Below are 18,013 nucleotides of genomic sequence, written 5' to 3'. Positions count from 1 at the left end.
ACCCCGTTTTACCATCAGCCTGAAGCGCAGCACCCAAAGACCTGAGAGCGGGGCACGGCCGGCCGATTACCCCATCTTTTGCGGCAAGGCTTATAGGCTGCTCGTGTCTTCCCGAACCTTCAGAACACGGTCGATAAGACCCCATTCAAGCGCTTCCTCCGCCGTCATGAAGCGGTCGCGATCCATCCCGCGCTCAAAGTCTTCGTAGGAACGTCCGCAATGCTCCGCGTAGAGCCGCGTCATGCGTTGCTTGGTCTTTAAAATTTCCTCGGCATGAATCAGCATGTCGGAAGCCTGCCCTTGAAAGCCGCCGGAGGGCTGGTGAATGAGGATACTGGCATTGGGCAATGCGGCTCTTTCGCCGGGTTCGCCTGCCATCAGCAGGAACGATCCCATTGAACGGGCCGTCCCCATGCAAAGTGTATGAACCGGCGCACGGATGAAGCGCATGGTGTCGTACATGGCTAGGCCGCTGGTCACGACGCCGCCCGGCGAATTGATATAGAGGTTGATGGGCTTTTTGGGGTTTTCCGCTTCCAGAAACAGCAGTTGCGCGCAGACGAGCGCCGAAACGGTATCGTTCACCTCGCCATTGAGGAAGATAATCCGCTCGCGCAGAAGCCGGGAATAAATATCAAAGGATCGCTCCCCCCGGCTGGACTGTTCTATGACCATAGGGACGAGTTGCATCGCTTCGCGCATCGGCGACCTCCAGACTTTCAAAATTTAAGGGGGAGACTCGCCGTGTCAGGCGGCGAGCATGAGGGGCGGGCTGTTGCTGTTCGCCGGCGCTCTTGCCATTCCATCGAATCTTGCGTCCGTCAGTTCGTGGACGATCCGAAGGCAAGTGCCGCCAGTGGCATTCGGGGTGATCGTGAACGTCACGGTGCTTTCAAGGAAAGGCGGGTTATCGTCACGCAGCTTGTAGCGAACTTCCTGGCCGGGGGTGACGGTGATCGCATCGGGATCAGCCAATGCTTCCTTCGGCAACCACCTTTCCCGAAGTTCGGGAATGGTGACAGCACGCCAGACCTTTTGCGGCGGATCGCCCAAGTCAAACTCCAACTCGACGCCGCTATCCTGCTCCTTGGTCTTGCCTTCGTTCATTGATCCATGTCCTTCAGCAAGACTTTGAGTGCTGCGATACGCTCCGGCCAATAGGCGCGGTATTTTGCGAGCCACTGGGCGATGAGAGCCAACCCATCGGGATCGACTTCGTAATTCACGAAACGCCCCTGTCGTTCTTCCCTCACGAGCTTTGCACTGCGCAGAACTGCGAGGTGTTGCGACATCGCCGGCTGGCTAATCTCCATGCCCTCGCGCAAGGCACTAGCGTTCATGCTCCCTGCCGCCAGCTTCTCAAAGATCGCACGGCGGGTCGGGTCTGCCAAAGCTCGGAAGAAGTCATTCTCGATCATGCGAACACATAAGCATGGACTTATGCGATTCGCAAGCTATTTCGAGGCAGCTTTCTGTTGCTGCGGAAATCCTAAGTTCAACGACTGACCTCTCAGCATCAAAAAATGAGAGGAATTCCTGTCGCAAAACCCGTGTGTAAGCGACCGAGTTTTGCAATCGTCTGATGTCTGCATCGGGCCGCGAAGTAGACGTCGGACACCACTTTGTGCATGGCCGCATTCGTTTTTCACGCGCAGACGGCCCCAAGTTGGAAATAATTTCCGCTTTGCGCCCCATAATGGTCATCGAGCCACCCGTCGCTGTTGCTGCAAAGCGGACATGACGCAGTGACAACGCGGGTCGCAGTTGCGCCAAAAGCCGCCATTCCGCCCCATGCGGTGATTAGATCACGAATTCCTCCTCGTACGTCTGTGGCTCGGGAACGACCGTAACCTCCACCGGAACGATCCAATTGGCCGCGTAGCTCTCGCAGTCGCAACGCTGGAGGTCGGGCTGCACGCACCCCGCCCCATCGATCGCGCGACATCGCAGTATATATCGCCCCACTTCTTCAGGGGTCCACATGTACTCCCACAAGCGCCATGCAAAGGGACGTTCTGTTTCGAGGAGCCTTCCCTCGCGCCAGCCCCTGCCATCTCCGGTGCAGACCTGCACCTGCCGGATAGCAGCCTCTCCGCTCCAGGCGGCTCCGAAAATCCGGTACGGTTGGCCGGCGATGAGATGTGCCCCCTGTACGGGACGCGCGATCTGCGCTTTGACCTCCATCTCGGCAAGGGGGACCAGCCTGGGTTCCCCGAGGCTGCGCTCCCAACGGAAATAGTCGCGCGCCTGCCAGTAGCCAAGGAACGGTTGCTCCACAACCGTGATATGCGTGATCCACTTGACCCAAGCCATGCCGAACCAGCCACCCACGACCGCGCGTAGCGGGTAGCCGTGATCGCGCGTCAACGGCTCCTCGTTCATCGAATAGGCAAGGATCGTGCTGTCAGCGATGGCCTTCTCAAGCGGTAAACTGCGCGCAAAAGCGATGGGGCCGGGAGAAGCCGTTTTCTTGTTCGTGTCGACGACGCCGCTGTCGGCGCCTGCGAGCAGAACCTCACGTGCGGTTCGCTTAACGCCCGCCATTTCCAAAATCTCGCGCAGGAGAACACCTGTCCACGCGGCATTGCCGACGGCTCCGTTCTGCCACTGCAACCCCTCCTTCGGCGGCACATAGTAGACGCGCCCGTTCCCTGCACACTCGACGACGGCGGTGAAAGTCGTGCTCCGCATCGCCTTGATGCTGTCGAGGTCAAGTTCGATCGGCCGCTCCACCGCCCCGCCAACGCGCAATCTCCAGTCTCGCGCATCGAGGTCCGGCGACGGGAAATGGTTTCGGACGAAGAACAGCTCGGTTGGGATCAGCCAATCGGAGAGCGACGCAAACGGAAACTCGATGTTCTGTGGGGATTTCTGTCGAACTATTAGACTGGGTTGCTGTGGTGTCGGCATCGTCCTCGTCTCCCCTTTCAAGAGCACAACGTCGGCTCTCGGTCGCGCGAATTCCGGTACGATCACACCGCCCCTCGCAGTGCGTCTGTCGCATTCCGCCTTCGGGCCGCATTCTAGCACATACCGCACGTTCCTCGGATCGACCTCGAACGGCAGCAAAGGGGCCGACGGCGGTCTTGACCGCTTTGCGCCCTCATGTCGGTCGTTAAGACACCCGGTTTGTCGTTCTGAGAGCTGCCGGTCACTACGAAAGCGATAATGCCGCCAGTGAGCTGTTCAGGCGGCTAGCGTCTTTCCCGCAATAATCGAGTGCTCCCCATCCCATTCACAATACTTTCAAGGCTTCAGGTGAGTTGAGCGAGGATATCGTCGACGACACTTGGGACGGTACCCGCCGTGTCGATATTGATGCCGACGGGAAGATATTCCCGGGTATGATGGTAGCGGAGTACCAGCGCCCGCTCGGCCGGCTCGAAGCCCGGCTCATTCGGCCGCCCATCTAATCGTCGGTTCAACGTCTCTACGTCGATGTCGAGTACGAAAACCTTGTCGAATAGGTCCAGGAATTTGTGGAAATTGCGCGAGCCGCCACAGAAGAAGGTGGCAGGATGTGTGGTGTCGGCAGCAATAGCGTGGACCTTGTCGACAGGCCAGATCCAGTGCGCGTATCCCCAAACGATGCGGTCCGCGCCTTTGGGCGGTCCTGCGAGTGCCTGGCCTGTCTCGGGGTCGCCGACATAGGCCAAGACCCGGTCACCATGGACGACGTGGTAGCCCCGCCGCTCCAGTTCGGTAGCGACCGATGTTTTTCCAGTGCCGGAACCGCCTTCGATCAGATAGTTTTTGATTCCCATAGGCGCCGTTTATCATGGCCTTCAATCTGGTGAGAAGACACTCTACCTGGGAACGCCCCGCCAACGAGCTGACCTGATCAAGGTATTTCGGCACTTTTCGAATTAGCGGCGAATGTCTGGCGGATACGCGCCCACGCTCCGGCCAGAAAGGCCGGTGGGGTCACTTCCCAAGAGCAGACGTTCCCTCGAGGCGAGTTTCCCGACCCGCGCTACTCGCCTATGCTCGAAAGCAATTCGTCGAGCTGATCCAACTGCTCCGGCAATGCGGCCGCCGAGCCCTGTAGTGCTTCCTCAAGCGCCTCCTTGGACGGATAGACTTCGTGGAAATTCACTAGTGTCCTCCCGCCTTGGTCCTCGAAGGTCACGGTCGTGATCGCGCCCTCTTCGCCCTCGTCGTTGGTCCAGACGATGCGCTCGTTCGGCACCACCTCGAGATACTTGCCATAGAAGGCCATGGTGTCCGAACCGGTGGCGGCGAATTCCAGCCGATATTTGCCGCCGGTACGGACGTCCATATCGCACGATACGAGCGAAACGCCGGACACCGATTTTGGCACCCACCAGCGCTGGAACAGCTCAGGCTGGCTCCACGCCCTGTAAACCGTGCTCAGCGGCGCATTGAATGTCCGCGTTACGACGAGTTCGCGATCCCCTCTGCGCTCGACTGACGTGCGGTTCTGCGCACCACCTGCACTGTTAACTTGCTGAGTCATGGCTTCCCTCCTGTTTCATTTCGCTGATGATTTCGTCCAATGCTTCGAAGCGAGCCTCGAAGAGCTTGCGATGCGCCTCGATCCACTCGGCCTCCGCCTTGAGGCCGCGTTTCCCAAGCTTGCATGTTCTCACCCGTCCGACCTTCTGCGTGACGACGAGCCCCGCACGCTCGAGAACCTGGACGTGCTTCTTCATGCCGGTCAGCGTCATCTGGAACTTATCCGCGAGACTGGTGATCGACGCATCCCCTCGCCCAAGCTGATCGATGATCCCGCGGCGGGTCGCATCGGACAGCGCCGCAAACGAGAGATCGAGGGGAGGAGTTACATACTGAACCATCTAGTTCAGTATGTAACCCGCTCGCGCAGAAAGCGCAAGCGTCCCGAACTTTCCTGCCGTAGACTGGTCATTCGAGGTCATGCACCGCGGCGGGCAGCAAAATCGTCTGCTGCGGGTCAAGCGGACCTTCGAGCCGCTAATGAACGAATGTCAGCATTCAGCGCCTGCTCCCCGAAAGCAGTCCGCCGGCTACGGCCCCGTCGCTCCTTGCGTTCGCACGTTTTTCCGACGGCCAATGGTGGCCGAAGGAGAACTCAAATGGGTACCGCGCAATACGATCCTGCTGCACTCGGTCGACCGGCATGGAACGTCGGCCGGAAGGTCGGCGTAAAGAAGCCCCTGAAGCAGCACCAGATTTGGGCAATTCGTTTCTTCCTCGATATGGAGGGGCGCATGCGAGACCGGGCGCTGTTCGATCTCGCAATCGACAGTAAGCTACGAGGCTGCGATCTGGTTAAGATCAAGATCGGAACCCTCGTCACCGGCCCTTCTTTTGGCGCAGGGAACAGATGAAAGGGCTCGTCGAGGATAAGCGTTATGGTCGGCTATCCAGAAATGACGAGAGGATTGCCTTGACGTCGGCCGGCCGTTCGACCGGGGCCATGTGCGTTTCTCCTTCGAGAACTGCTATTTTCACACGGGGATACAGGACTGACGGGCGGGAAAAGAACTGGTCCCGACTTCCGAGGACCACCAATACATCCGGTCCCTCAGCTTCAGGCTGATGATCCCCAGCCCGGTACGCCAGCATGGCGTCCAGATAGCGGCAGACGGTCGCGGGCGATGAAAGCCGACCTGTGATTTTCCGAGCATTGAGGCGGATACGCAGTTTCAGCAGAAAGTTGAACCAAGGGCGTCGAAAGACAGACGAGAACTCTTGCAGCAACCGTGCAGATTGACCCGAGCGTGCAAGTTCGGCTTGCCGACGCAACCGATGTCTTCCTTCTGGTGAGAAGTCATATCCCCCGGCAACGAGGGCTAGTCTCGAAACCCGATGCTGGAACCGTGAGGCGACGTTCGCGGCGACGACGGCTCCGTATGAAACGCCAACCAGTTGGCACCGCCCGCCAAACTCGTTGTCGATGATTTCCGCGATATCGTCCGCGATGGAAGAGACGGAAACATCGCCTGGCTTGGGATCGTAACCGAGAAGGACGAAGCTTCTTCCATCGGGTAGAATCCGCCCCAGACGGCTTGCGTCCCTGCGGAGACGCGACGTCTCGGGACGCATCATGAATCCCTGGCCACCGTTGATGATGAGGATCGCGTCGATCCCTCCTCCAACTCGGGCGAAGGGAAGGCGGTCTAGGAATTTTCCTGTTTTGATTTTATACATGCTGCTCACAGCCGGGAGCGTCCGGCCGCTCCTGAAATGAATTCGATGTGTTCGGGTTAGCGCGCGGCGAGCCGGCGGATAGCCGGTTCGAGGTTCACGGGAACTGGTTGCTCGACGCGTCGGTAGACCCGCCCGTCACGCGTTCGGGTCATCAAACCGAGATCAATCAGCTCGCGTCGGAGAAGTGCGTGGTCTCCGAAAAGGTGCTTTCGATGAAGTAGGTCGTTGACGTCACGCTCGGACAGATCCATCGACGCGGGGATCTGCGACCAGAGAATCCAGAGAGCCAGTATCTGGTCGGAGCGTTTTGATGGCCAGCGAAGCAAGATTCGGTCTACATCGAAGCAACGGACAACCCGATCGACGAGTCTCTCTTCAACGTTCTCTGAAAAAGGAGGTGGCGCCTTTTCCTCGCCTACGTCGCTGACATTTGATGAAGGATCCATCGCAGCACGTAATGCCTGGAAGTTTCCATGCCCTGCAGCTTTCGCGACGATGTTGAGCATCTCAAGATGAGTAGGCACCCCCTGTTGCGCGGCCAACAGCGCTCGGAGGGATTTCGCAAATGTAGATGTATCGCTCACCTGGAGCGGTATAAGAATTCTGGACATGACCTATCCTTCGGTCGCGCCGTTCCAAACGGATCATCGGTGATCGCCCTTCCGACATGGCACGGGATGGGTGTCCATATCTCGATATGAGCAGGTTTAGCTTGTTCCGAGGAACGGCGATGCCTGGGTGAACTGCGGACCCTGTCGGCCAGATATCACCATGGACTGAAGGATTCAAGCGCGTAGGTACAGGCAGGGTCGGATCGATGGGCGTAGCGACGTCAACATCTCCGTTAAGGCTGATGCCGTCCCCAAAGCTGCTGTTCACCAGTCTCGGCATGTTCGACGGCTGCACGCCCTCCATCCGGTCGTTCAGGCGGACAGTGAGATTTCCCAGAAGCTGCCGTTCGGCTTATGCGGGCTGAATGTCCAGCTTTGAGGTGGAAAGGCCGAAAGGCGGCTTTCGGAGAGCAACTTTCGAAAGCGGACCATCAACTGGACGGAGGCTGTGGTAAACTCTGGCCCGAAGCATGCGTAATCGGGCGGTCCCACAAGGGGCAAGCTCCCAGTACAATCCCGGCGTAGCCGAGACGAAGGGAGACAACGATGTTTTATGCTGCTTTGGACGTGTCGCTGCGCTCAGTGGCGATCTGCATTATTGACGAGGCCGGAAAGGTCAGACTTGAGCGGTCGGTGCCATCGGACGTACCTGACCTTGTTCGCTGCCTGAACGAGTTCGGCCAACCGATTCACCAGGCCGGGCTTGAGGCTGGCACGCTCACTCAGCATTTAACCTACGGTTTGACGGAGGCTGGTTTCGATGTCGTGTGCATGGAGGCTCGGCAAGTCAATGCCGCTCTTTCGGCCATGCGGAATAAGACCGACAAGAACGACGCCCGTGGCATCGCACAACTGCTTCGATCGGGTTGGTACAGCAGGGTGCATGTGAAGAGTGTCGAAAGCCATTACATTCGTGCACTTCTCGCCAGCCGTAAGGTGATGCAAAGGAAATGCCTCGATCTTGAAAACGAGATTCGTGGACTTCTCAAGGTCTTCGGCGTCAAGCTGCCGATGCGTCTGCGGGGTGGTGCATTCGAGGAAGCCGTCCGTGACACGATCGAAAACGACCGGGCACTAAGCCATGCGAGGCCAGGCAGATGCTCCCGGAAACCTTTCCTGAGCTCGATCGACGTGTCCGAAAGGCGGCTCATCAAGACGCCATCACCACGCGCTTCATGAGTGTTCCAGGTGTTGGATATGTGACGGCGTTGAGCTTCAAGGCTGCGGTCGATGACCCCGCCCGCTTCAAAAGCTCGCGTACTGTCGGGGCTCACTTCGGATTGACCCCGCGACGCTTCCAGTCCGGCGAGAAGGACAATCCCGGCCGTATCTCTCACGCCGGCGACGCCGACGTGCGAGCACGGCGGCGAGCCATCGTCGCTGTTGCCCGCAAAATTGCCGTCGTGCTCCATCGCATGTGGGTCGATGGTACCCAGTTCCGGTTCGGATCGGAGGCTGCAGTATGATTTAACACAGCCCTCGAAACCGATCCCGGCAGGGTCATCCCATGCGGACGACGGGATGGATAAAGCCGTTTGTGTCCGCTGCGCTTCGAGCGCGTCCCAAAGCTGTAGGTCGCAGACGTGCCAGAGAACTTGATCTCAGCCGAGATCGCTGCGGGCAGAAGTTCCCCTGTCTCTGTCTTCCTGCTATCGTGGAGATGAGGAACTGCTCTATGAGCGAGAACCGCAAGCTGGCCGCAATTCTGGCCGCGGACGTAGTCGGATACAGCCGGCTCGCCAGCGAGGACGAAGATCGCACCCTCGCAAGGTTGCGGGCACTGCGCAGCGACCTGATCGACCCAACCATCGCCGTGCACAACGGCCGTGTCATCAAGCGCACCGGAGACGGAGCGCTGGTCGAATTCCGCAGCGTTGTCGATGCCGTGCGCTGCGCCATCGAGGTGCAGAACGGCATGGTCGAGCGCAATGCCGGCGTTCAGCACGATCGGCGCATCGAGTTCCGGATCGGCATCCATCTGGGGGACGTAGTAGAGGAAAGCGATGGCGACCTGATGGGCGACGGCGTCAACATCGCCTCGCGTCTCGAGGGTATCGCGGCCCCCGGCGCCATTTGCCTGTCCGAGGACGCCTATCGCCAGGTCAGGGCGAGGCTCGATCTCTCCGTCAGCGATCTCGGCAACACGCAGCTCAAGAACATCGCCGAGCCGATCCGGATCTATTCGCTCCAGGTCGGCACCGCCGCGGAGGTAAAGCCACTAGTGACCGCAGGCGCCGTTGCTCGTGCGCCGGCCGCATTGCCGTCGGACCTCTCGATTGCCGTGCTGCCCTTCGCCAACATGAGCGGCGATGCCGAGCAGGAGTACTTCGCCGACGGCATCTGCGAAGATATCATCACTGCTCTGTCGAAGCTGTCGCAGCTCTTTGTCATCGCTCGAAACTCGTCGTTTACCTTCAAGGGCCGGAACGTGAACGTGCAGGAAGTGGGCCATAGCCTCAACGTGCGCTACGTGCTGGAAGGAAGCGTCCGCAAATCAGGCAACAAGGTGAGGATCACCGCGCAGCTCATCGATGCCACCACCGGCGGGCATCAGTGGGCGGAGCGTTTCGATCGCGACCTGACTGATATCTTCGCGGTGCAGGATGACGTCACGCAGCAGATCGTCGGTGCTCTGGAACTCAAGCTGACGGCCGGGGACCAGCAGCGGCTCGCGACCGAGCAGACTCAAAATCTGGAAGCCTATGACTGCTTCCTGCGGGGCCGTGAACACATGTGGCGGCTGACGAGAGAGCAGAACATTCAGGGCCGGCAATTGCTGCAACGCGCCATCGATCTGGACCCGAAATTCGCCCCGGCCCACGCGTTCCTCGCCGTCGCGCACGGGCTGGCCTACGTCAACCAGTGGAGCCAATCGCCGTCGAAATCGCTGGAACAGGCGACCGGGTCTGCGACGCAGGCGGTGGCGCTCGACGATCGATATCCGTACGCACATTGGGCGCTGGGCGTCGTCAACTTGTACCTGCGACGGCTTGACGTGGCCATCCGCGAGGCTGAACGCGTGATCGCGCTTGCACCCAATCTTGCCGAGGGCCACGAGAGCCTCGGCAACGCGCTCCACTATGCGGGCAGGCCCGACGAGGCCCTCGTCTGTTTCGAGCGGGCAATGGCCCTGAATCCATATTATCCGGATATCTTTCTGCACTTCCACGCGCAGGCGATGTTCCAGTTGGGCAGGTACGAGGAGGCCGTTGTCATCCTGAAGCGACGGCTTGTCCGCAATCCAGCCACCGACATCTCACGTGTGTTGCTGGCGGCGAGCTATGGTCACCTGGGCCGCTTCGTGGAAGCGCGTGGGGAGTGGGAGGAAGTGTTCCGGATCAATCCCGATTATTCCCTGGAGCACAGGCGCAAAGTGCTGCCCTACAAGAACCCTGCCGATTTCGAGCGCATTGTGGACGGACTGCGCAAAGCTGGCCTCACCGAGTGATCGCATTCCATCGCCGGCAGTCGTCCACAGCTTCCGTGCGGCTCCACAAAAGCACGCCGCGTGGTCTCTGGTTCGCCTCAGATTGTGCGAGACTTGCTCATGGCGCATGCGTGCGGGCAGCCGCCACCGGGCAAAGCATAGTTCCTGGACGCATAGCGATCATTGATCCGGCTCCACGCGAACGTCCGGAGATTGCGCAACTGCAACCTCCCACGTGGTTGCCGGGAATGTCTGCTTTCAGGCGGCGGCAGAGCTCGCCTCACGGACCGGTCAGGGCTGATCCCGGACTTCCGCACCGACGCCTCGGATGTCTGCTTTTCGTGTTGGCAGTCTTAGTAGCGGACGGTCCGCAAACGGCCCTATGCGGTCATTCGTCTGGGCGTCAATAAGGTTTTAACGTTCTGATCCAGCCATCCTGGAACACCCGTCGCCGCTGCATACGTTTTGCTTTTGCAACGGAAACGGCTTTTCTCTGATTTTCCGGGATAGAGCAGCATTGTCTCACGATGTGCGCCGCAGGCCGGCACAACTTATCCATAAAATGGCATTATGTTATGCATTGCATATATCTGGAGCAACAAAGTTTGGTTGGATAGAGTGCCCGTCATTGGGATGGGCTATCGGGCGGTTTCGCCGTGACTGGTGCGTCCTAAAAGCCAAGGGCCGTTGGTGCTGCATGAGGTTCGCATCCACATCGAAGCAGGGAGCAATCTGCCCGTGCCCCACAGACTCTCGCGCGGCAGGATGCTTGGCTGCGCAGTCGACCGTCAGTGACAGAGAAAAGGATTTAAACAACCATGTCTACAATTGAAAAGCCACTTGTCGTGATTGTCGGTGCAACCAGCAAACAGGGGCGAAGCGTAGCCGCGACACTCCTCCAGAGCCAACGTTTCCGCGTACGCGCGCTTACCCGGAAAAAGGATTCGCTAGAGGCTCGAAGCCTGGAGAAGCTCGGCGCTGAAATCGTAAGGGTCCCGCTCGAACTCGGCCTTCAAAAGGACCTCGTTGCTGCGTTCAAAGGCGCGGATGGCGCATTCCTAATGACGCCGCCCATCGCTCCGCCGGCGACAATTGAGGCTCCTCTCGGCAGGCAACTGGCGGATGCCGCAGTTGAGGCTGGCGTCGGGCATATTGTTTTTAGCACCCTTGAGGGTGTCGACAAGATCACCGGCGGGACCAAGTATGCTCCGCATTTTACCGACAAAGCGCGTGTAGCAGACTACATTAGTAGCCTGCCGATCTCCCATTCCTTCATAATGCTGGCGTTCTTCTATACGAATCTTCTCGAGTACTATGTGCCGCGCATGGAGGGCGACACCCTGTTGCTGCCGGTCTATCTTCCCGAAAATTTCCGAGCACCTTTTGTCGATCCGCTGACGGCGACCGGGCCGGTGGTTCTTGAAATTTTCTCAAACCCCGAGCTTTACAATGGAAAAACGCTCCCGATCGTTGGCGATATCATCTCACCGCGCGAAATGGTCGAAACATTTCAGCGCGTGACGGGCCTCAAGGCCGAATATCGAAACGCTTTCACTAGGGGTGGACTGCTGCAATATTTTCCAGAGTTCGCCGCCAACGAACTGCTTATACTAGAAATTCTAGGGATGGTTGAGTATGCGGTCGAATATGGCTATTTCGGCAAAGAGCACGATCTCGAGTGGAGCCGCCGCCTGGACCCCGATGCGCTCAATTGGGAGCAGTACCTGCGTTCCACGGGGTGGCGAGGCGATAAGAGATCTTTCGGGCTCTAAATCACGCCCTCCGGATTCCAGGCAATTTGGAAATTTCGGCGGCGAGAAAATCGACGAGAAGCCGAACGCGGGCAATGGCTGCACGCTCTGGAACGATAAGCAAGCTCAAAGGGACCGGGGCAAGGCCATAGTCCCCAAGAAGGACTTCGAGCTGACCATTGTCTAGAAGATCGTGGACCAACCAAAGGTGTGCAGGGCCAATGCCGCGTCCGGCGGCAAAGGCTTCGCGCGCAGCGAGTCCGTGATCGACGCGCAACTTCCCACTGACTGGTACCATTAGACTAGTCCCATCGTGAGAGGAAAGAATGATTTGATCGCTCCCCGCCACATTGGACATCACCACGCTTTCGTAGCGTGACAGATCGGCCGGACGCTCTGGTCGTCCGTAGACAGACAAATAACTTGGAGCGCCCACCAGCAAGCGATGGCTGTCTCCGAGAGCATGAAGTTTCATCGAGCTATCGGCTAGAGGCCCAAGACGCAATGCCACGTCAAGGCCTTCGCGAACCAGGTCGATACGCTCGTCGGTGAGATTGAGGTCGACTCTGATGTCTGGGTGCTTGTCCTGGAATTCGAAAATGAGGCGGGTGATGTGCATCACGCCGAGCGCCGCTGTACAGGAAAGCCGAACGGCACCTGCGGGAGCTTGGCGTGCATCTCGCGCTTCTTCAGCGGCCTGTTCGACCAGGCGCAGAATTTGAAGGCAATTCGTGTAATAGCGGCTGCCTTCGTCCGTAAGGGTCACGCGACGCGTCGTCCGGCTGAGAAGTGGTACGCCAACAGCTTCCTCAAGCTCATTGAGATGCCGCGTCACCGTCGATTGGCCGACGCTGAGTTCTCGCGCGACCATCGACAGATTGCCGCGTTCGGCAACGCGGACAAATGTGCGCATCCTGTCGAGAGACAGTCCCGCGTTATCCATTTTTCAGCACAGCGGCATTCATTATGTCTATATAGAGAATAATTTGGTCTGTGCCTAGTTTGAGCCTGTGTCGCACAGTTCGGCGACAAGATCCGGCGACCGCTTCTGGGCGGATTGTGTTGAAAAACTCGCCATTGCCGGTGCTTGAGAGGCGTGATTCAATCCTCTGAGTGATTTGCAGGGGATCAGGCGCGAATGATGGGATGTCAGGCGGCTCCGGCGCAGCTCTTCGACGACTTCTGCCTTGATGATCACGTCCCAACAGACCATCTGCTGCGCGGGATCGACCGCCATCTCGACCTCGACAGCATCCGGCTACAGTTGAAGCCGTTCTACAGCAGCACAGGTCGTCCTTCGGTTGACCCTGAGCTGATGATGCGGATGCTGATCATCGGCTATTGTATGGGTATCCGCTCGGAACGGCGGCTTTGCGATGAGGTCCACCTCACCCCACAACGAGGATCGTTGCAATGTCCGCTGCCCGTGAAGATCAGATCCTTCAACCCCTCCGGACCCGACGTACATTTCGTCTAGGACTGCCTTCTCGGCAGCTTTGCCACCTAGAAGCATCGCAATCTCGTCCCTGTAGGCCCGAAGCGTCCGATTGCGCACGACTGGTCTGCGCCACTCCACGTGGCCGATGATGCTGTCATCCCGATGCCCAGCCTGACGCGCGACGACGATAGCCTCGACATCTCCGATACTGAGCGCGAGCCCAACGAGCGCGTGTCCAGCCTCGTGCACGCACACTGGCCATCGCTCCTTCTGGGTGAGTGCGGCGACGGGTGGTACGATCGACATGAAGTCTGAACCGCGCACTGGCCTCCTGGCTTTTCTAGCGATCCGGCGCGCGTCACGGGCGAGCTGCCGCAGTGCTGCTCCGGAATAGCCCCTGGTTGCAAGCGCGACCGTTCGTAGATCGTCCTCCGTCAGCGCCACGCCAACATGCGCTGACAGGATTTGCTCGCGCGCTTCCCGGTCCGGCATTTCTACTGCAATGTGGCGATCTAGGCGACCCGGCCTGCGGAGAGCTTCATCGATATCTTCTGGCCTATTCGTAGCGGCGATCACGACGACACCGTCACGCCCTCCAGCACCATCCAGGAGTTCGAGAAGTGCATTGATGACTTGAAGGCCATAAGCCGCGTCGTCTCCTCGAAGGTTCTCCCGCGAACCGAAAGCATCGAATTCGTCGATGAAGAGAATTGCTGGTGCGGCGGCGATCGCTTGACGGAAGGTCTTCCGCATCGCGCGCAACATATCGCCGAGATGACCGTGAGACTGCCACTGTGCGCTTGATGCCGAAAAGAAAATGGCGCCACAGGATCTGGCCACCGCGCTCGCGAACAGGGTCTTGTCGCAACCCGGGGGACCGCTCAGAAGCAACCCCGCATCGACATCAAGCCACTCGATGTCTCTAAGCCCGGCCGTCGTGCCGGGCTTTTTTATGTCTCTGGGCGAGGTTTTACCGTGGACGGGAGGGAGATGCTTGGACAGGGATGGAAAACGCCAATGGAATCAATGGTTACTTATGCCGCTGGGAGATTATTTGGCTGGACGCGACACACTCGATAACGACGCGGCTCGCTGAGCCAGAACTCGACCGTACAACCGTTGCAGTCGGCATGCCAATTGCCGGTGACGACGTGCTTGCGCCGGTTGAACCGCTCCGCCAGCAGGGGCGAGCGAAAGCATCCGACCGGGCGAACTGCCGATAGGCTGCGTGTCCGCAATCGTTCCCAATATTGTCAAGTTGGTTGGTATTGATGTGGACCTGATCCTCCATCGGCGCCGGCCCCACTTCCGTCGGCGCGCGATGACGCCGGCGGCAAAGGTGGACGGTGGATCGGCCGCTAGATCAATGGCACGAACGAGTACGTTTTCTTCCCGTCCGACCGAACGTGACCGAGGCCGGGAAATGGAAGGTGCGCCCCTCCGATCATGTGCCTGTTCTTCGAAACGTCGTCCATCACCCGGAAGTGCTCCCGTTCGGCCTCGGCCTTGTCGGCATCGTAGCCGATGGTGACTGTCGGGTCGGCGAACTGCACCGCGGCTACATGCACGATGTCGCCCCACAGAAGCAGCTTCTCGCCCTTGCTCTCCACCTCGTACATCGTGTGTCCGGGCGTGTGGCCGTACGCCGGGCGGGATGTGATTCCCGGCACGATTTCGTTTGCGCCTTCGAAGGTCTTCAGCCTTCCCCCTTTCTGGTAGGGAGACAGGGAGGCCACGCTCGCCTCGAAGAAGCGCTTCGCATCGGCGGGCGCGGCGCGCATGCTTTCGTCGCTCAACCAGTAGTCGGTATCGCGTTTGTCGGCCCGGATGTTGGCATTCGGGAACGCAAGCTCGTTTCCGGACATCAGACCGCCGATATGATCCGTATGCATATGGGTGAGAAGCACCTCGTCGATCTGCTCCAGGCGATATCCCGCGGCACGGATATTTTCTGCCAGCCTGCCGAAGCGAGGGCCCAGAAGCGACCCTGCGCCGGCGTCGATCAGCACCAGTTTCGATCCCGTATTCACGAGGAAGCAGTTGTGCGACGTGTCCACCTCCTCCGCAAGAAAGTTGCTTTTCAGCGTCTTCGCTATCTGAGACTTGTCGCCTTGCAACAGTTTCATGGCGGCGAGTGGAGCCTTCCCGTCGGAAAGGACCGTCACCTCGAAGTCGCCGACCTTCAGGGGGTAGAAGCCCGGTGCATCTCCTCCCGCCATCGGTGCGTCGGCAAACGACGAACCCGGCAGCGCGCATCCAAAGCAGATGCACGCTCCAATGAGAAGAGTGCGGCGGCTCAGACTGATTGGCTTGTTGTCAGGCATTGTGGTGTCCCTTTGCTTCGATCACGGATTGGAGCGGGACGTCCGGGCGTGCTGAAACTTGGCAACACCCATCTGCTTCGTCCTGCGGCGGCATCGCGCGCACCCTGCTGTGCGGCGTGTCGTGGTCTTGCGGTCCGATACCCTCGGGAGGCGCGCTGGATGTGTAGGCCTGCTATCGCGCCGGAGGGGTCGAGACCGCCTCCGGCACGATAGCAAAAGAGCGCAACGATCACTTCGGGACCGTGTAGACCTCGTGAGTATCCATCTGCGCGTTGATGCCCGGCATCCCGTCGGACTGGAACGATCCGCCCGCTACGTGGAACTCGTTGCCGATGAATCCTGCAACGAATCCATGGCGGGCGATCTGCATGTGAGGAAGGGTCTGCCAAGTGTCGGTTGCCGGATCATACGCCTCCAGAGCCCAGAACGTTCTCTTGCCTTCAGGATCCTGGTATTCGCCGCCTGTCACGTAGATCTTGCCATTATAGGCGGCACCCGCGACGCCGCCACGCCGGGTGGGCGACCTGGACCTGAAAGTCCAGGTGTCCGCTTTCGGATCGTACGCCTCGACGAGATCGGTGACGTCGCTCTTGGTTACGAAGGGAAGTCCGACCCGCCCGTCGATCGCATAGATTTCGCCGTTGACGGCAGCCGCCAGGAAGTGATTGCGCTCCGCCTGCATCGGCGCACATTCGCGCCACGTGTTCGTTGCAGGGTCGTATTCCTCGACCGTCGTACCGACGATGTTCGGAACGTTCGCCCACAGCGGTTCCTTCATTTCCCTGCCATGTTCGTGGACATGAGCGCCACCGATGACGTAGATCTTGCCATCCAGAGCGACTGCCTGGGCGGAGCCGCGAGCGGTCGGCATTGGCGCAAGCTTTGTCCAGGTGTCGGTAGCAGGATCATACGAGAAGGTGTCGGCGATCGGTTGCCACTGCCTCGCGCCAGGCGTACCGACGAAACCTCCAAAGACGTAGATCTTCCCGTCCAACGCGACCGTAGCCGTATGGTGCGCAGGCTCCGGCATGCCCTTCACACGCGACCAACTGTCGGATTTTTCGTCGTAGACGATGACGGAGCCAACCGGTGCGGTCTGAGGCACGTCGATGCCGCCGATTATGTACCACTTGTCTCCGAGGACGGCCCCGGAGTTCTCGCTCTGCGGGTCAGGCATCGGCTTGGCCATGCGCCATGTCCCGTCCTCGGCATGGGCGGACGAAAAACTGATCGACGCCGCGACCAGCGCGGCAGAAATCCATGCTCCTCTCATGTTCACTCCTTTGGGCGGACCTAAAGCGTCGGTCCTCGATATACATGAGGTAGCGAAACCGGCCGCGAAGGAGAATGACGAGGTCCCGAATGGCCTATTCAGGCAAACCTAAGAATGGCGCGACACCCTTTCCGTGCACCCATGCACCGATTCCGTAGGAGGCATGTCATGGGCACTGTAAAGTTATCGGCCTCGGATTAAAGTGCGGCACGCGGTCTGTGATCAAGCGACCAACAGATGTGCGATCGCGCTCCACGTCTGCATCGCGGGCCCCTCGCAGCTCGCGATAATGGGCAGAAGGAATGTCGTGGCGCGGAACATGAAATAGGTCGGCGATCGGGTCGTGGATGGAAACGAAGCGTTGAAGCTGTCGTGATGACTTGCTTTCAACATCTCCGCAGCCGTCGATCCTGCGGTTGGCAGCCATTGGTTGCGCAGCATTGTCGCCTGCTCGTCTCGACGCGATTGAACGCGGCATCAGACCAGAAATTTAGGGTCGACGGGAATCTGCATCGCGGTCACCAAATGGTTGGTTTGTCCTGCCAAGCCTATGACCGCGAGCAACTCGGCATGCTGTGCCTTTGTCATCCCGCGAGCCTTAGCAGCAGCCGTATGCGAGTGGACGCAATATGAGCAACCGTTAGCCGTTGAGACTGCAATGTAAATCATTTCCCGGACCAACGGGTCTAGGACACCATCTGCTGCCATCACCGCCTTGAGACCCTCCCAGGTACGTTTGAGGAGCGGAGGATCGTTGGCGAGCCCCCGCCAGAAGTTGTTTATGAAGTCCGACTTCCTGATCGCACGGATATCATCAAAAACCTCTTTGACGGCCGGTATCGCGTCGGCCTCTTCATCAGTGAGCAACTTCAGGGTCGCCATTTCTTCCTCCTCGCAGTGGACGGCGGCATACGATTTCTCTGAGTTGGGATCGGACGCCGATAGTATTTCGACAATTCGCGCCTAGCGGCAAGCCAGATTCCTGCCCGAGTCGAGCATAGCCTTTTGTGTCAGCCGGGCGAATGGCACAACGTGC

General features: G+C 59.1%; 18 protein-coding genes and 5 pseudogenes. 6 read left to right on the top strand and 17 right to left on the bottom strand.

What is annotated here, in order from left to right:
* Positions 1 to 90: 90 nt before the first annotated feature.
* The 7 genes from ACSQ9D_RS27530 to ACSQ9D_RS27500 all read right to left on the bottom strand — a co-directional run bounded on the left by ACSQ9D_RS27530 (position 91) and on the right by ACSQ9D_RS27500 (position 4,817).
* Positions 91 to 702 (bottom strand): ATP-dependent Clp protease proteolytic subunit, encoded by a 612-nt coding sequence (locus tag ACSQ9D_RS27530; protein ID WP_436284984.1) that lies wholly within the window; start codon positions 700 to 702, stop codon positions 91 to 93.
* A gap of 45 nt (positions 703 to 747) precedes the next feature.
* Positions 748 to 1,107, bottom strand: coding sequence for an SRPBCC family protein (locus ACSQ9D_RS27525; protein WP_088395721.1), 360 nt, complete (start codon positions 1,105 to 1,107; stop codon positions 748 to 750).
* The gene (locus tag ACSQ9D_RS27520) at positions 1,104 to 1,418 is read right to left on the bottom strand and encodes an ArsR/SmtB family transcription factor (RefSeq protein ID WP_007628095.1); all 315 of its coding nucleotides are present in this window, start codon (positions 1,416 to 1,418) and stop codon (positions 1,104 to 1,106) included. Before ACSQ9D_RS27520 ends, ACSQ9D_RS27525 begins: the two co-directional genes overlap by 4 nt.
* Before the next feature lie 382 nt (positions 1,419 to 1,800).
* Complete coding sequence (locus ACSQ9D_RS27515; RefSeq protein ID WP_436284983.1) at positions 1,801 to 2,910, bottom strand: sulfite oxidase; 1,110 nt, start codon at positions 2,908 to 2,910, stop codon at positions 1,801 to 1,803.
* Positions 2,911 to 3,254: 344 nt separating this feature from the next.
* Positions 3,255 to 3,764: a nucleoside kinase gene (locus ACSQ9D_RS27510; protein WP_436284982.1), complete on the bottom strand. Its 510-nt coding sequence runs from the start codon at positions 3,762 to 3,764 to the stop codon at positions 3,255 to 3,257.
* Positions 3,765 to 3,973: 209 nt separating this feature from the next.
* On the bottom strand, positions 3,974 to 4,477 hold the full coding sequence (locus ACSQ9D_RS27505) for an SRPBCC family protein (RefSeq protein ID WP_024319143.1): 504 nt from the start codon (positions 4,475 to 4,477) through the stop codon (positions 3,974 to 3,976).
* Positions 4,461 to 4,817, bottom strand: a complete 357-nt coding sequence (locus ACSQ9D_RS27500; protein ID WP_436284981.1) for an ArsR/SmtB family transcription factor — start codon at positions 4,815 to 4,817, stop codon at positions 4,461 to 4,463. Before ACSQ9D_RS27500 ends, ACSQ9D_RS27505 begins: the two co-directional genes overlap by 17 nt.
* 258 nt (positions 4,818 to 5,075) lie before the next feature.
* Here ACSQ9D_RS27500 and ACSQ9D_RS27495 point away from each other — a divergent pair.
* Positions 5,076 to 5,303 (top strand): annotated as a pseudogene (locus ACSQ9D_RS27495) (integrase); the annotation flags it as partial.
* 49 nt (positions 5,304 to 5,352) lie between these two features.
* Here the strand turns inward: ACSQ9D_RS27495 and ACSQ9D_RS27490 are convergent.
* Both ACSQ9D_RS27490 and ACSQ9D_RS27485 read right to left on the bottom strand, forming a co-directional pair.
* Entirely contained in the window at positions 5,353 to 6,153 is an 801-nt protein-coding gene (locus ACSQ9D_RS27490; RefSeq protein WP_436284980.1) for an alpha/beta fold hydrolase, read from the bottom strand.
* A gap of 56 nt (positions 6,154 to 6,209) precedes the next feature.
* Positions 6,210 to 6,764 carry a DUF2087 domain-containing protein gene (locus ACSQ9D_RS27485; RefSeq protein WP_436284979.1) on the bottom strand — a complete coding sequence of 185 codons (555 nt, stop codon included), beginning with the start codon at positions 6,762 to 6,764 and terminating at the stop codon, positions 6,210 to 6,212.
* Between the two features lie 546 nt (positions 6,765 to 7,310).
* Between ACSQ9D_RS27485 and ACSQ9D_RS27480 the strand changes: the two genes are divergently transcribed.
* The 4 genes from ACSQ9D_RS27480 (at position 7,311) to ACSQ9D_RS27465 (ending at position 11,963) form a co-directional block, all read left to right on the top strand.
* Positions 7,311 to 7,943, top strand: coding sequence for an IS110 family transposase (locus ACSQ9D_RS27480; RefSeq protein WP_436284978.1), 633 nt, complete (start codon positions 7,311 to 7,313; stop codon positions 7,941 to 7,943).
* A complete protein-coding gene (locus tag ACSQ9D_RS27475) occupies positions 7,940 to 8,230 on the top strand; it encodes a transposase (RefSeq protein WP_436284977.1) in 291 nt (96 codons plus the stop codon). Before ACSQ9D_RS27480 ends, ACSQ9D_RS27475 begins: the two co-directional genes overlap by 4 nt.
* Positions 8,231 to 8,439: 209 nt before the next feature.
* The gene (locus ACSQ9D_RS27470) at positions 8,440 to 10,212 is read left to right on the top strand and encodes an adenylate/guanylate cyclase domain-containing protein (RefSeq protein ID WP_436284976.1); all 1,773 of its coding nucleotides are present in this window, start codon (positions 8,440 to 8,442) and stop codon (positions 10,210 to 10,212) included.
* Positions 10,213 to 11,009: 797 nt separating this feature from the next.
* The gene (locus tag ACSQ9D_RS27465; protein WP_436284975.1) at positions 11,010 to 11,963 is read left to right on the top strand and encodes an NmrA/HSCARG family protein; all 954 of its coding nucleotides are present in this window, start codon (positions 11,010 to 11,012) and stop codon (positions 11,961 to 11,963) included.
* Between the two features lies 1 nt (position 11,964).
* Here the strand turns inward: ACSQ9D_RS27465 and ACSQ9D_RS27460 are convergent, their stop codons facing one another.
* Together ACSQ9D_RS27460 and ACSQ9D_RS27455 are read right to left on the bottom strand one after the other, a co-directional pair.
* Positions 11,965 to 12,885: a LysR family transcriptional regulator gene (locus ACSQ9D_RS27460; RefSeq protein ID WP_436284974.1), complete on the bottom strand. Its 921-nt coding sequence runs from the start codon at positions 12,883 to 12,885 to the stop codon at positions 11,965 to 11,967.
* Positions 12,886 to 12,939: 54 nt separating this feature from the next.
* On the bottom strand, positions 12,940 to 13,179 hold the full coding sequence (locus ACSQ9D_RS27455) for a hypothetical protein (protein WP_436285196.1): 240 nt from the start codon (positions 13,177 to 13,179) through the stop codon (positions 12,940 to 12,942).
* Here ACSQ9D_RS27455 and ACSQ9D_RS27450 point away from each other — a divergent pair.
* Positions 13,081 to 13,332 (top strand): annotated as a pseudogene (locus ACSQ9D_RS27450) (transposase); the annotation flags it as partial. The gene ACSQ9D_RS27455 and the pseudogene ACSQ9D_RS27450 overlap by 99 nt on opposite strands.
* A gap of 600 nt (positions 13,333 to 13,932) precedes the next feature.
* Here ACSQ9D_RS27450 and ACSQ9D_RS27445 read toward each other — a convergent pair.
* From ACSQ9D_RS27445 to ACSQ9D_RS27420, 6 genes and pseudogenes are all read right to left on the bottom strand, one after another.
* Positions 13,933 to 14,220: pseudogene (locus ACSQ9D_RS27445) on the bottom strand (AAA family ATPase); the annotation flags it as partial.
* A 242-nt stretch (positions 14,221 to 14,462) separates the two neighbouring features.
* Positions 14,463 to 14,570: pseudogene (locus tag ACSQ9D_RS27440) on the bottom strand (IS6 family transposase); the annotation flags it as partial.
* Positions 14,571 to 14,738: 168 nt separating this feature from the next.
* Entirely contained in the window at positions 14,739 to 15,704 is a 966-nt protein-coding gene (locus tag ACSQ9D_RS27435) for an MBL fold metallo-hydrolase (RefSeq protein WP_436284973.1), read from the bottom strand.
* A 229-nt stretch (positions 15,705 to 15,933) separates the two neighbouring features.
* Positions 15,934 to 16,977, bottom strand: a complete 1,044-nt coding sequence (locus ACSQ9D_RS27430) for a Kelch repeat-containing protein (protein ID WP_436284972.1) — start codon at positions 16,975 to 16,977, stop codon at positions 15,934 to 15,936.
* Positions 16,978 to 17,199: 222 nt separating this feature from the next.
* Positions 17,200 to 17,422, bottom strand: a pseudogene (locus tag ACSQ9D_RS27425) (IS6 family transposase); the annotation flags it as partial.
* Between the two features lie 32 nt (positions 17,423 to 17,454).
* Positions 17,455 to 17,859, bottom strand: coding sequence for a carboxymuconolactone decarboxylase family protein (locus tag ACSQ9D_RS27420; RefSeq protein WP_436284971.1), 405 nt, complete (start codon positions 17,857 to 17,859; stop codon positions 17,455 to 17,457).
* Positions 17,860 to 18,013 lie beyond the last annotated feature (154 nt).

The sequence above is a fragment of the Rhizobium sp. LjRoot258 genome (assembly GCF_964254185.1).
In the GTDB taxonomy this organism is placed as follows: Bacteria; Pseudomonadota; Alphaproteobacteria; order Rhizobiales; family Rhizobiaceae; genus Rhizobium.
This window is presented reverse-complemented; position numbering and strand designations above follow the sequence as displayed.

Coding starts and splice junctions, on each gene's coding strand:
- ACSQ9D_RS27530 (WP_436284984.1), bottom strand. CDS start 702: ATGCGCGAAGCGATGCAACTCGTCCCTATGGTCATAGAACAGTCCAGC.
- ACSQ9D_RS27470 (WP_436284976.1), top strand. CDS start 8,440: ATGAGCGAGAACCGCAAGCTGGCCGCAATTCTGGCCGCGGACGTAGTC.
- ACSQ9D_RS27510 (WP_436284982.1), bottom strand. CDS start 3,764: ATGGGAATCAAAAACTATCTGATCGAAGGCGGTTCCGGCACTGGAAAA.
- ACSQ9D_RS27505 (WP_024319143.1), bottom strand. CDS start 4,477: ATGACTCAGCAAGTTAACAGTGCAGGTGGTGCGCAGAACCGCACGTCA.
- ACSQ9D_RS27475 (WP_436284977.1), top strand. CDS start 7,940: ATGAGTGTTCCAGGTGTTGGATATGTGACGGCGTTGAGCTTCAAGGCT.
- ACSQ9D_RS27525 (WP_088395721.1), bottom strand. CDS start 1,107: ATGAACGAAGGCAAGACCAAGGAGCAGGATAGCGGCGTCGAGTTGGAG.
- ACSQ9D_RS27430 (WP_436284972.1), bottom strand. CDS start 16,977: ATGAGAGGAGCATGGATTTCTGCCGCGCTGGTCGCGGCGTCGATCAGT.
- ACSQ9D_RS27490 (WP_436284980.1), bottom strand. CDS start 6,153: ATGTATAAAATCAAAACAGGAAAATTCCTAGACCGCCTTCCCTTCGCC.
- ACSQ9D_RS27485 (WP_436284979.1), bottom strand. CDS start 6,764: ATGTCCAGAATTCTTATACCGCTCCAGGTGAGCGATACATCTACATTT.
- ACSQ9D_RS27460 (WP_436284974.1), bottom strand. CDS start 12,885: ATGGATAACGCGGGACTGTCTCTCGACAGGATGCGCACATTTGTCCGC.
- ACSQ9D_RS27515 (WP_436284983.1), bottom strand. CDS start 2,910: ATGCCGACACCACAGCAACCCAGTCTAATAGTTCGACAGAAATCCCCA.
- ACSQ9D_RS27435 (WP_436284973.1), bottom strand. CDS start 15,704: ATGCCTGACAACAAGCCAATCAGTCTGAGCCGCCGCACTCTTCTCATT.
- ACSQ9D_RS27465 (WP_436284975.1), top strand. CDS start 11,010: ATGTCTACAATTGAAAAGCCACTTGTCGTGATTGTCGGTGCAACCAGC.
- ACSQ9D_RS27500 (WP_436284981.1), bottom strand. CDS start 4,817: ATGGTTCAGTATGTAACTCCTCCCCTCGATCTCTCGTTTGCGGCGCTG.
- ACSQ9D_RS27420 (WP_436284971.1), bottom strand. CDS start 17,859: ATGGCGACCCTGAAGTTGCTCACTGATGAAGAGGCCGACGCGATACCG.
- ACSQ9D_RS27480 (WP_436284978.1), top strand. CDS start 7,311: ATGTTTTATGCTGCTTTGGACGTGTCGCTGCGCTCAGTGGCGATCTGC.
- ACSQ9D_RS27520 (WP_007628095.1), bottom strand. CDS start 1,418: ATGATCGAGAATGACTTCTTCCGAGCTTTGGCAGACCCGACCCGCCGT.
- ACSQ9D_RS27455 (WP_436285196.1), bottom strand. CDS start 13,179: ATGGCGGTCGATCCCGCGCAGCAGATGGTCTGTTGGGACGTGATCATC.